Annotated in this window: 6 protein-coding genes; all 6 read right to left on the bottom strand. The window is 48.3% G+C overall.

The window, feature by feature from the left end; all coding sequences use genetic code 11:
* Positions 1 to 125: 125 nt before the first annotated feature.
* Entirely contained in the window at positions 126 to 2,861 is a 2,736-nt protein-coding gene (locus tag ACX93W_RS23760; RefSeq protein WP_459394869.1) for an S-layer homology domain-containing protein, read from the bottom strand.
* Between the two features lie 633 nt (positions 2,862 to 3,494).
* On the bottom strand, positions 3,495 to 7,706 hold the full coding sequence (locus ACX93W_RS23755) for an S-layer homology domain-containing protein (RefSeq protein ID WP_459394868.1): 4,212 nt from the start codon (positions 7,704 to 7,706) through the stop codon (positions 3,495 to 3,497).
* A 322-nt stretch (positions 7,707 to 8,028) separates the two neighbouring features.
* Entirely contained in the window at positions 8,029 to 9,168 is a 1,140-nt protein-coding gene (locus tag ACX93W_RS23750; RefSeq protein ID WP_459394882.1) for a glycosyltransferase family 4 protein, read from the bottom strand.
* A 235-nt stretch (positions 9,169 to 9,403) separates the two neighbouring features.
* Positions 9,404 to 10,174 (bottom strand): WecB/TagA/CpsF family glycosyltransferase, encoded by a 771-nt coding sequence (locus ACX93W_RS23745; RefSeq protein WP_459394867.1) that lies wholly within the window; start codon positions 10,172 to 10,174, stop codon positions 9,404 to 9,406.
* A gap of 9 nt (positions 10,175 to 10,183) precedes the next feature.
* A complete protein-coding gene (csaB, locus tag ACX93W_RS23740; RefSeq protein ID WP_459394866.1) occupies positions 10,184 to 11,383 on the bottom strand; it encodes a polysaccharide pyruvyl transferase CsaB in 1,200 nt (399 codons plus the stop codon).
* Positions 11,347 to 13,470 (bottom strand): DUF5693 family protein, encoded by a 2,124-nt coding sequence (locus ACX93W_RS23735; RefSeq protein ID WP_459394881.1) that lies wholly within the window; start codon positions 13,468 to 13,470, stop codon positions 11,347 to 11,349. Before ACX93W_RS23735 ends, csaB begins: the two co-directional genes overlap by 37 nt.
* Between the last annotated feature and the right edge of the window lie 27 nt (positions 13,471 to 13,497).

Raw genomic sequence — 13,497 nt, 5'->3', positions numbered from 1 at the left:
AGCTATTATATTAAACGTAAAACACAGGGGATTTGTTTCGTTTTTATGTATGTTAAATTTTTTAGCGTACAAAAAAACAAGCAGAGCATATGCTCTGCTTGTTTTTGCAAGACAACCGTTAATGATTAGTCTTGGTAAACTACAGTTGTAGCGCTAGCGCCAGTTGTAGTCAGGTAAGTGATTGTTGCAGTACCTTTTGCACCAGCAACTGGAGTTACAGTAGTGCCAGATACAGTTGCAACCTTAGTGTTGTCGGAAGACAGGAAGCCAGCAAAGTGAGTACCTGCAGTCAAATCAACACCATATTGGTCTTTAACTTTGATTTCAGCTGCAAAGTTAGTTGCAGTTGTCAAATGATATTCGCCATTCTCGAACGATACAGTTGTTGCTACAGGAGCATCTTTCGAAGCAGTTACTTCAACTTCAGCAAGTTTTTTGCCGTCTTTGAATGCTGCAAGTACGGATGTACCAGCATCAAGAGCTTTAACTGTTTTAGGGCTAGCTACTGCTACTTGAACAATGCTTGGCTTGCTGGAAGTTACAAGGTCAAAAGCAGTAGTTTGGTTAATAACTACATCATCGTTAGAAGCAGTTTTACCAACCAGTTCAACTGTTTTTTCGTATTTTTCAGCAGCAATGCCAGTTGGAGCAGTACCAGCAAACAATGTGCCTACAGCTTTAAGAGCAAAGTTTTTCACATCTTCGTTTTTGATAACATTGATTGTGAAAGTTTCGCTTGTATCAGCGTTTGTACCATAAGTGATCTTAACTTTAACTTCGCCTGTTTGCGAAGCATGAGCCGCCAGATCTGCACCAGTAAGAGTCAGTGCATCTGTATTGTTAGCTGGAGTTGTCAATGCGATAGTCACATCAGACAGGTTAGCTACTTTTTTAGTACGGCCATAAGAATCACGGTAAGTGATTTGGTCAGCCTTAAGCTCAGCGGAACCAGAGTTTGCGAAGTATTTTGCGATGTTCAAACCGTTGATTTTCTCAACAGTTGCATCTTTGTTAACTTCGATTTGTACGCTTCCTACTTGTTGGAAAGTAGTAGTGCTGATTGCAGTAATGAAAGCATATTTTCTGTTGTCAGTTACAGAAACAAATTTACCTACCAGTTCGCCTTTTGCATTCAATCTTGGGTAACCAGCAGCAAAGTCAACGCCAGCAGAGTTGATTGTAACGTTAGACAAGCTCAGATCTTTAGCAGCGATTGGTTGATCAAAAGTATCGATTGCAGTGTAAGGAATCACGAACTCTTCGCTACCAGCTACCAGAGTAGCAGGGATTTGAAGGTTCAGGCTCTTAACAGCAGCAGAAGAAGATACATTGAAGTTGATGGAGCTGAAAGCGTTAGCTACAGCTGCGTTCATTGCGCTAACAACAACAGTACCTGCTTGGGAACCGGTTTTGATTCTCAGAACGCCGTCTTTATCAACGGAGAAAGCAGTAACAGCATTGATGTCACTTACCAGGAAAGTAATTCCGTTAAGAACTACAGTTCTGTCAGCGCCAACAGTTACATAACCGCTAGTATCAGTAAGAACAATGTTGCCGCCGTATTGGTCTGTCAATGTGTACGGAAGAACGATACCTTCTTCGTTAACAGAGATACGAGTTTTGTCTTTAAGTGGAGTTGGAGCGCTCAATTTAACAACTGTTGCTGCGCTACCAGCTACTACTTGGAAAGATTTGGAAGCATTCAGACCAGTTGTGTTCGAAGCATTAACAACAACAGTGTCGCCTACGCGAGAAACGTTGTCGCTCAGCAGGTTAACTTTGCCGCTCGATACTGGAACGCTTTTGCCATAAGTAGCATTGAAAACAGTGATGTTCAGCGAAGCATTTGTAACTTCTTTGTCAAACTGGTTGAACAGTTTAACTTTCAGATCTTGACCGTCAGCTTTTTGCAGAGTAGTCGCGCCGATTTCCAGTTTAGTTGGAACTTCGTCTACGATTGTAACTTCTACTGCAGCGAATTCGCCTACAGTAACAGTGTACTTAGCTGCTGGCAGGTAAGTGGAAGTCAGAACAAGGTTTCTGCCTTCTTCAGTCCATTTAGTAGTTACAGTGTAAGGAACTGCGCCGTTAGCTACTTTAGCAGTCAGAGCTTTTTGCTCGTCAGCAGTAGTTGCTTTGTTGAAAGCCACAGTGATTTCGCCTTTGCCTGTTTGAGTTACAGTGCTGATTGCCAGCTCAGTAACTTGGATCAGACCCAGAACTTCACCCAGAGTTTTACCAGTGCCAGGAACTACAGTGTTCAGAGCTGTTACTACTGTGGAGTAAGTAGCGCCACGAGTAGGAATAGCAGCGAAGTCAGTACCTTCAGCAGCCAGTTTCAGTTCAACAGCTTTAGCTGGAACGTCGTCATAAGCTACGTCAAGTTTGAAAGCGCGCAGTACAAGTGCGTAGAACTCTTGGGTTTTCAGCTCATCGTTGTAACCGAATTTGCCGTTACCTTTACCTTGTACCAGGTTTTCTTTAACTGCCCAAGTGATGTAACCGTCGTAGTTAGCGTCAGTTACGTCTGTGAACTCATGGCCTTTAGCAGTTGCTTTAGCAGCTGCTTCTACGCCCAGCAAGCGGGACAGCAGAACTACGATATCTTGACGTTTCCAAGTTTGATCTTCTTTCAGATCAGTACCATTACCTTTGATAACGCCGAGTTGATTCAGGTATTGACCAGCAGTTTGGCCTTCAGCAGGACCAGCTGCGGATACTACAGTTGCGAACATGGAGAATACCATGGCAATCGCAACCAGCAAGGATAAACTTTTCTTCATAACCTTTTTTTCTCCTCCTCTAAATTGCTTCGGTTGTTGAGAGTTTTGTTTACTTAATGTATTGCTCGTTTCCCTCATAGCCGATTCACCCCCTTCCCAGAGTTGAGCATAAATTGGTATAAATGATGTCTACGTACATGGTAACCCTTGTACAAGTCATGCCGTAGAAACTTGTAAACCATGAAAGAATAGATGCTAGACTATCCGCATCACTATAACATTATACAATGGGCTTTTGGAACCGTAAAGAGGAACTTGTGAATTCATTCCAATTGGTTTTCCATAAAATCCATCAATTCATCACAAAAGGGCATTTGAAACAATCACATGTATTTAAACGCCGGTTTCGCCAAAAAGTTGCGATATTCTCAAAAAAGTTTTCTGAGACTTTTTTCAGATTGCAAAACACGCATTTTGGACTGCAAACCGATATGGTACTCCCTTTTGTCAAAGTACGTCTGGACCTCTGCAACTTCATCTGGGACTATGTCAGTATAGCTTGTTTCTAGTCCTATCGTCGATGCTTAACTTTTTCCATGGATATGTTTGCACCTGCGAGGCTATAACACTCTCTAACCACAATAAACAGTATTTGAATCATGATCCAACATAGTTGGAATAACCGCCATTAATAGGCTTAATTGCGGTAAGCAAGGGGAGCACCCCCTAATGGGTTGCTCCCCCGCCACAGCGCCTGTATTGGCGCTAAAATCAATTGTAGATTTTCGGAAGTTTCTTCATATCGTTCATGACGCGGGCCATGATGATTGCCGCATCACTTCTGAGAAGGCGTGCTTTAGGCTCAAACACGTAACCTTCCTTCAGATCGTTCGGGTTCACTGCTTTACCTTGGATGAAACCTTTCTTCTGAATCGCCAGCACCGGCGGAACAGAATAGAAGTCAAAGCTTCCGGAATCCTTAAACGCCTTGTCCAACTGCGCTTTGGCTTTTGTAGAGTCCGTCTCCAGCTTCAATTGCAGCGCCCTGGCCAAAATCGTAGCGGCCTCTTGGCGATTCAGCTCGACATCTTCATCGAAGAAGCCTGGACGCTTGCCGTTAACGATACCGGCTCTTGCTGCTGTTTCGATGTATCGATAGTCATATAGAGCGGTTGAATTATTGGCATTAGTCATCGTTTCCGGATAATAAGAGAAATGCAGATCGCCTGAATAGTTCAAATCCATTTCAAGCGCCCGTACAATCATGCGAGTAAATTCGCCGCGCGTGACATAACGGTCGCCGCCGAATAGTCCAGTCGGATCGATTGCATTCATAACGCCTTTGGAATAAATAGCTTCCATTGCTTCACGAGCATACGGATGATCCGTAATGTCGTTAAAGCCGCGTGTTAATTTGCCGGCTACGTAATAACCGAACTTAGTGAACGGAACTGTAATCGTCCGTTTCTTCTCGTCAACGACGCCTCCGATGTTCTCCCACGTGCTATTAAAAGGATCAAATCGGAATACAGTAATTGTAGTGCCTGCGCTTTGAACAATGTTGCTGTCATAGGTAAGCGTCAGACTACCGGCCGCGCTTGGCTTCAATTCCAGTCCAAACTCATTCCAGCGGCTTGTAAACGACTTGATATATTTGCCGTCGTAATTATCAAACGGGAATGGATCGATGCCAGTCGTAATGGGATCATAGGATGCCGTCGAAGGATCGTCCGCCAAACCTCCGTCAATCCAGAACAGAGGACTCGCCTTAATAAACTGGCGCGCCTGATCCTGGAAGCGATAGCCGATATGGAGGTTGCCCTCCGCCTGACTGTTCGCCGAATAGTTGGCCGGTTGTCCCTCGTACATGTGCCTGTCCACGATGCCGTCATTCGGGTTCGCTATGGCAAATAGAATTTCGTTGCCGTTATAAACCTGCGTCGCATGATTGACGGAATCGTTGTAGCCGGGCCGTATAAGCTGCGTTCCCTTGGTAAAGGTTAACGTCAAGGCATTGTTGAACATCTTGTGGCTCGAAGCCATCGTCGCCAGCATTTGCGCGCCCGGTATGTTCGTTGGAACATACTTGACCGTCATATCCTGCTTGATGGTATCATCGCCCCGCGTAATCGTAAACGATATTTTGGTATCCCGATTCGCCCTTAAATCCTTAACGACGGCACGGAATGCTTCAATTGCGGTTCCGTTAATATCCGCGCTGCCATTATATTCGCGGAACGTAATTTTTTCGGCTTTATCCTTGCCGACAGTGATGGAATCAGCGCCCGGCGAGCTGATAATAACCTCAACAAAGTTTTTATTCGTTGTGCGCTCTTCGGTGACAGGCGCGTGAATCGTGTAAGGAATCGAAATCGGTCTTACCTCAAGCCGGTAAGTTGCGCGAGGACCGTTTTCGCCAGCGTTAAACACCGTAATGACGTACACCATCGTACTGCCGTCAGCCGGCATTTCCTGACCTTCGATTCTGAACATGAAGCTTTCTTTTGCATAATCGTAAAAAAACGTTACATTGGCGTCCGGCGTAACCGCAGTAGCGCCGCCATATACCAAATGATCTCCAGTAGGACTGCTGGCATTGGTCACAATGCTCCGGTCCGGATTAACGACTTTCATTTGTTTGCTCAGGTCCCAATCAACGGTAGTCGACCAGTCTGCATTGGAGATGGTAACTTTATAGTCCGTTTTATTGGTAATGTTGCCGTAAGTAGTGCTCAATTGATTCAAAGAGTTGCCAAGGTCAATAAAGTCGAATGTGCCGAACACATCAAAACGCGCTTCCTTTGTAGTGTAAACGCCGTTTTGTCCGCTGAAATTGGCATCTGTGGATACTGGCGGCCAAGCACCTGTCGTGTAAGGATATACGCCGTCCGTGTTTTCGGCAGGCACCATCGGCAGGTTGGTAGGCACGATATTAAATCTCATTGTGCTTTCGTAATTGTTGTTTGTTGACAGAAACACAAATTTAATCGTGTTTTCTCCGGCTTTATTCAAAATATTTAAGAGTGCGCTAATATCAGCTGCATTGTTGCTTGCAATGGCTTCTGGAACAAACTTGGTGATATTGGTGATTCCGTCTTCAGTGACCGCAACTAGCGGAACTTCTACATTGTTAATATACATAAATACCGATTGTTTCTTTGCTCCGGTACCGGTTGTTGTTTTATAAGCAATTTCATCGGTATTTGTAATGTTGAAAAGTTGTCCTCTAAAATTGCTCAGTTGCGCCAACAATGCGGCTGTTGAGCCTGATGCGGAATCATGTCTGACGTCGCCGCCGTTAACGATAGAATCGTATTTGACATAAGGTCCGTACAGCAGTCTTGCAATTACTGTTACCGTAGCTGTGCTTGCATTAGTGCTAGTAGCAAGCTTGAATAACAGCGTGTTGGTACCGGATCTGGGCAGCTTCTGAATTTCGAAGAATACTCGTTTAAGCGTAATGGTTTCACCGTTTACCTGCTGGGTAACAATTTGGCTTAACGCCTCTGTGCTTGTGCCGGCGGAACTTCTCATGACCATTTTGTAAGTTAGCCCCGTGGCGCTTCCGCTTAAACCAACCTCGATTAAATCCGCTAGATTGGTGTTCAAATTATCATAATTGGCTACCAAAACTTCCACACCCATAGGAACAGAATACACGTCCACACCGGATGCTGGAATATCCGTGCCTTGCAGGTTGAGGATACGAGTGTCGCTGATAGACTGTGAACGATTGGCCGTGCCAATAGCAGTCGTCATGGATCCATCAAAGCCCGTCAAATAATTGACATCATAAATGTAGGCTCTGCTGCTGTTGCGCAGAGTGAAGCCTGTCCAAGCCGAAGTATTTTCGCCGTTAAGGTTTGGCGCAATAAATCGTACGGATTGTTTGACGTCAAAATTCAAGCCCGTTGTTGGCAAATCGTAAGCAAAGCTCACCGTCATAAATTTAGTTGTAGATAACAGCGGATTCGGCAAATAAGAAATCGAACCGGTTTTGGGAGTTAGCGCAGGCGTTATGCCTTGAATCTCCGCCTTCAGGCTGCTCTGCAGCTTCGCCATAACATCGGTATTATTTGTGGAGTCAATCGCAACTCCAGCGTTATCGTACAAAGGAAGCGGAATAATGGCTTTACCTGAAATGGAGAGCGCGTTTATGGCAGTCGTCGAAAACTCCATATTATTATCCAGAGCCGACGTTTTTGCTCCATCGCTCAGTTTAAGATCGTAATAGGTTACTTCGCCATTGTAGAAGGCGATCTGGCGCGTCGTTTCAACGATTTGCCCGCCATTGTGAACTTTGAAGGTCACATTGTTAATGCCTTTATCAATGGTCAGCTGCGAAGTGCTGAACCTGAATGTGTTGGCGGCATTGGACGCTACGTTAAAATCGTAGGAACGGCCGTTTATGCTGATGTTTACTTTTGTCGCGTTTGGCGCACGTCCTGTAATAACGATCGTACCCGTGCTTTGTACAGTTGTAGCGGAGGAATACAGCATGGTTGGCTGGTCCTCCAGCAGGTCGTATTCCTGATTTTCAAACTGAACCTTCAAATCATACAGCATCGGGCTGTCCCGATATTCGATATAAATGGATTCCGATACCGTCGAAGAACCCGCAACGCCCCTGAACGTAATTTTATTCATGCCAGGGAAGAGGATTACGCTGCTTATCGTGATGCGGTTGTCTCCAGTGGTCAGAATACCCGTCGTAATCTCTTCTGTGGTATTCAATTCTCTTTCCGTGCCCGTAGGCGTTACCTGTTTTACATTGTAGCTAATGGAGCTGCCTACTACTCCGTTGATCGTACCCGTCAGTTCAATGTTTTGCGCGGATACGATACGAGCATTTTCGCGCGACGCGTTTTCATTCGGGAATAGGAAATAAGACCCTGCGGCCTGGGCCTGCTGGGATACGCCATAAATAGGCGTCAAGGTAACAATCAAGGCAAACGTCAAAAATAATGCCAGCGCTCTTTTCAAAACGTTGTTCCTCCTTTATGTAAATAATCGCATTATGCCAAAAACATCAGAAACCTATATCCTTATGTGGTAACGTAACAAACCTGCGCGGTTTGCAGCTTCCTCCAATTTCACTCCACATACAACTTCCGCTTTCTTATAAATAAACCTCCCTTTTCCTCAATCTCCTTTTTTTGCTCCCCGGTTTAATAGACGCAACAACTTCCGAAAAGTTCTGTATCTTTTTTATCGGCTGTTCTTCCTTATATGTTTAGTCACACCACAATAAAAAAACCTCCGTTCCCGCAGGAACAAGAGGTTTGCTTTATTCATGAATAATTGCTTATTTACCGCGCGTTGCGGTTCCCGTCTTAAGCAGCCTCAAACGGATGCGGGACAGCAGCGTAATAAGCGGACGACGCGACTTGTCTACAATACCGATCAATTCCGCGCCGATCTGCAGGAAAAAGATCGTCATGCATATAACGCCGAACGTGATCCAATTTGCCGCGCTGGATTGCACCACGGCGGATTGAACGATAGCAAGCACGCCAAAGATGGCGGCTACTCCCCAAATAATAAGCACCGTGCGGCGATGGCTGAAGCCGAGATCCTGCAAACGATGGTGCAGATGGCCTTTGTCAGGCGCAAAAATCGGTTTTTTGTTGACCCAACGCCTTACGATTGCAAAAAATGTGTCTGACAGCGGCACCCCGATAATGAGCAGCGGAGTGACAAATGATACGATCGTCACTTGCTTGAACCCAAGCATCGACAGGGTTGCCAAGCTGAACCCGAGAAACAGCGAGCCGGAATCACCCATAAAAATTTTGGCGGGATGAAAGTTGAAGGCAAGAAATCCGATAATGCCCCCAAGCAGCAATGTGCTGAGCAAAATAACAGGTTGGAAGCCCATCAGACTGGCCATAACCGCAATCGTTGCGATGGAAATGCCGGAAACGCCCGCGGCAAGTCCGTCCAGCCCGTCGATCAAGTTAATGGCGTTGGTAACGCCTACTATCCAGAAAATCGTAAGCGGAATGCCGATCCATTCTGCGATAGGCTGCATTGTTTCTCCGAAGGGCACGTTGACAAGGTCGATATGCACATCGAAGCCAAATACGACTACGCAAGCGGCGGCGATTTGACCCAACAGCTTAACTTTGGCCGAAAGCTCGAAACGATCGTCCAAAGCTCCCAATATAATAATGATGGTTCCGCCGACAAGCAGCGCATTAATCATGTTGACATCGCGGGGACGAAGCAGTCCCTCCGGAATAAAAGGCGACACGGCAAGGAATGCTCCCACAAACGCGGCATAAATCGCCAGTCCGCCTAAACGCGGCATAATACGCGTATGTACTTTTCGATGATTAGGCTTGTCAATGGCCCCTATTTTAAAAGCGAATTTTTTGACCAGCGGCGTCAAAATAAGTGCAAAAGCAAGTGCCGCAATAAATCCAATAGCATACAAAAGGCCGATTGGCATGTGTACAACTCTCCTTTTTTAAAAACATAAGGGGGACAGGCAACAGCCATGCTCCGCTTATATTTCACCGCAGAAACTTTCCTTATGCGGCGGCGGCAGCGAGAACGCCTGGGTCTATTTTCCGGTATAGACCACAAGCCCTTCGCAGGCCAACGAAGTGAATTATACTCTCATCGAAAAAGAAACACCAACTCCGTTTTCGTGCAATTTTCATGAAAATCGGTGCTTTCTAAGCTAAAGTTGTTGGTTTTGTCACGTTTTCTTTGTTGCGGATCACTTTCACGACGAATTTCGGCAGCGCAAGCATTCTTTTGTAGCGGCTTGGCTCCTGCAGCAGACGGTACAGCCATTCCAGCTTCAGCTTCTGCACGACTCCCGGCGCCCGCTTTAGTTTGCCCGACACAACGTCAAAGCTTCCGCCCACGCCCATAATAAACGGAACGCCCAGCTTTTCCTTATAATCGGCGTTCCAGCTTTCCTTCTCCATGCCTCTCGCCACAAAAAGCAAATGCGGGGACAAGGAGCGGATTTCTTCCACAATTTCATCATCCTGCTCCGGTTTAAAGTAACCGTTGCGATAACCGACGATTTTGACTTGCGGATACTGGAGCTGGAGCTTTTCGGCGGCCGATTCGATGATGTCCTGCGAGGTTCCCAGCAGGTATACCTTCCATCTGCGCTTTTCTCCTTCTGCCAGCAGGCGGTGCATCAGGTCAAAACCTGTCACCCGCTCCGCGACCGGTTCTCCGCAATACCGGGCTGCCCAAACAACTCCCGCCCCGTCCGGCACAATCAGATCAGCACGGGCCATCACTTTGGCGAAGGATGGATTTTCCAACGCAGCCATCACCATAATGGGATTGGCTGTCACGACATGCTGCAATTTTCCCGCTTCAATAGAAGACGTTAGATGGCTCACCGTTTCGTCCATTCCCATCTTGGAGAACGGAATTCCGAAGATGGATACGGTAGGAACCTTTGTTGGCACTATTTTCGACATAAGAGGAACTCACCTCGAACTATATTGACGCATCATTGTCAGAATTTGTTGCGCCGGATGCTGCGACTGCCGGCGAAGAGTTTCGATCGCCTCTCCATGCCTGTTCCGCCAACCATCGGCATCATCCAGCAAACTGCATGCCGCGGCAACAAATGCCTCGATGTGCAAATCTTCGGTTGTGCCGATCGGCTTCAATCCCAGACGGGCCAAAAATTGATCAATCTTGGGATCGTAGGAAAGCCCCAGCAGCGGCACTTTTCGTCCTGCTGCATAGATCAGAGCATGGAGCCGCATGCCAAGGAGAAGCTGACAACGGCTCACCGCTAACAGCATTTGCTGCGGATCATCGCCGGGATCATGCAATTCCGCTGAGCTACCTGGTCCCAGGCGACCCTCCAGCTTAGCCAGCACCTCTTCCGACAACACGCGGTCCAAAGGCGTATGAAAGGGAAGAAACCGCAAAATCACGGGCCTGCGATGGGACAAGGCCTCAAGCGCGGCAGTAATTCTGGCAATATCGGCACCATCCTGGCGCCAGTTGCGAAGAGACACTCCTAGAACCGGGATTCCGCCTTGGGCAGCACCTGCTCCCGCAGCATGCTCAACTTCCAGCGAAACGGTGCCCGTCCCTGCCGCCGACGAAGCCAATCCTTCAGCCTTGGGCAGCGGCAAACCCATCACCGGATCCGGAACAACCTCAATCTTGTCCTTAGGCATGCCGATCCTGCTAAGCAATGCTGCAGATTCTGCATCCCGGACCGATACATAGGCGCTTTTTTTCATTACGCCAGCAATCAAAGGGTACATCCATCGCCTGTTTACCGGACCTATGCCCTGTGCGTAAGCAAACGTCGGCTTGCCCAGCAACTGCGCAAGCTTCATCACCCCGGTGTAATAAGGGATCGTTTTGGCGCTTGTCGCATCCTGCAGGAGGCTGCCTCCGCCGCTAATCAGGCCATGGCTGCCCTTTATAGCACGCAGCACCTCGGCTGGGCGCATCCGATGCACCGACTCGACGCCGTACACCTCTCTGGTCCAAGCAGGGTCTCCGCTAAGCACAATCGGCTGCACTTCAAGACCCAAAGCCTGCCCCTGCTCCTCCAGAGCCAGCAAGATCGAACGAAGCACAGCCTCGTCGCCGCTATTGTGAAATCCGTAATAACCGGAGATAACTAAGCGGATTTTGGTTGAAACCGCGGCAATACCCATTTACGGAAAGCTCCTTCCGCCGCAGTCCAAAGTCCAATTGCGATCAGGCCGAAGACCAGACCGGCTCCCAGACCCAGAAGAGTGCGGATAATGGAAATATAAAGCGGCGTATGAATATGGGTGAACGTACTGACCATGGTCAGTTGACCCATGGCTCCCACAATCATTAATACCCAGGCCGCGCGATATCGAATCGCAAGGAACAAACCAAGCAATAGCGGCGGATGTCCCAGCATAAATTCTTTAAATCTCGGGCGAACGCCAAATGTCGATTCCAGCCAGCCGCGAATAAGCAGCTCAAGCGGCGTAACCTGCCCGCCGTTTCCGGTGCGGGACAAATAATAAAAACCAACCGCCCCAACCAAGGCTATGCCAACGATCCATAGCAGCGTGATCGGCTGCTTCAGCAAGGCGACGCCGCGCCTCCAAACGCCGGTTCCTTCAGAATCCTCGTAAAGGAAAACATAAATGGCAACCAGCACCAACGGGCCAAAATGAAGCGCGCTAACGCCACGGAATTGCTCCAGCACCAGACTGTACGTAATGTTGTTCAGCAAGCCGAACACAAGCGGCACGGCAGATAGCGTAATCAAGGTCGCACCGACAAACCAGCCAAGCGCCATGGCCAGGCGGCGAGCCGCCGAAACCTCAGGGAATACCCAGGTTGTACGGCTCTCCTGCGCAAGCGAAGGATGTCCGGCCCCACCGACGGTCCACGTCTCCCCGCCGATCATGCGCCTTGCCCCAATGGTTCTGGAGTAAATCCGGTTTAATACCCAAATGATGCCCAGCGTCGGCGCACTCACTGCGGCTCCAAGCGCCAGCCCTTGCTCAAGCAACGAACTGTTCAGCACGTATAGTCCCGCCGAGCCCGCAAGCCCCAGCAGAAACAACGGAATACCTGTATGGGGGATAAAAGCGGAAATCAGAAGCGCGATCAGCGCAACCGCTCCTAGCACGGAAAGTCCCCGCAGCGGCTTTTCCCAAGACGGCTTGCTGAATTGGAAGGACTCCGCCACGCCGTTCGGAAAGCCCTCTTTTGCCAGCAACGAAATCGCTCCCTCTTCACCGCCCATGGCAAGCGCAAGCTTGTCCACGGAATCGTTCAGCCGTCCCGTGTCACTGCTGGATTGCAGCATCGTGTTCAGGAAAAACATCCGGATATTCCGGTCTTTGGCTGCAAGAAGGAAACGTTCCTTCAGAACGGTAGACGATATCTCCAGGCTTTCCTCCGGAGATAGCGAATACAGCCTTACCACATTATATTGACTCAAATAGGCCAATTTATTAATCCCTTGCTGCGGTTTCTTGAGATTTTCAATAACCGTCAGCCCAATACCATGATGCTTGAGAAGCTCGCCAAAGCTATCCAAGCTTTTCAGATCCGCTTGATCGCTGGCCCCTTTGGCTTTTTCTCCATCGAACAAGACGCGAGTGACGCCGTATTCTTTCAGACGGGCCAGTTGAGCATCCGTGCGTACGCTGTCGTAAGGAACAACACGGTCGGAAAAGCGCGGCAAGATATGAAATCCCGCCTCCTTGAGCTCATCCAGCGTCATGGGGTCAAAATCAAAGGTTTTTAGGTTGAGGGCCGCAAGAGGCTCCTCCACAACAAGGCCGTTGCGGTCACCGAAAGACCAATCCCGGTAATTCACCCCGTACCGGTCCAGCCCTTCCCGGAGGATCGGACCAATTTTCCCCGCTTCCTCCGCTCCGCTGAACAATACATAGGAATAGTTAACCCGCTCGTCAGGCAGCTTGCCTTGAAGCAACGCGGCGTCTCGTTCATTGTAATAAATGAGGCGGCCTGAACGCTGCAGCTCCCTAAGCGTGCTTTCATACACGGCCATTGTGCCGATTCCGGCATCCTTCAACACATCAAGCTTGTCCTCCAGATATTGTCTAGGGCTGCTCTGCTGCTCCGCTACTTCCAAAATATCAATGTAGTCGAATACAAATTCGACGGTATTTGCCGACTTCTCCATCTGTATTCTGGACAAGCCCAGCGGCAATGAAGCCACTACGCCGACCAGAACGACAATCCAGAGCCATGTTCTTGCGCGCCGGTTCCAGCGCTGCCATCTCATCAACACATTAATCCTCCGTTCCTGTCT

It is taken from the genome of Paenibacillus sp. CAU 1782 (assembly GCF_054551715.1).
Note: the sequence above shows the minus strand (reverse complement) of the source record. Positions and strands in the feature narration are given on the sequence as shown.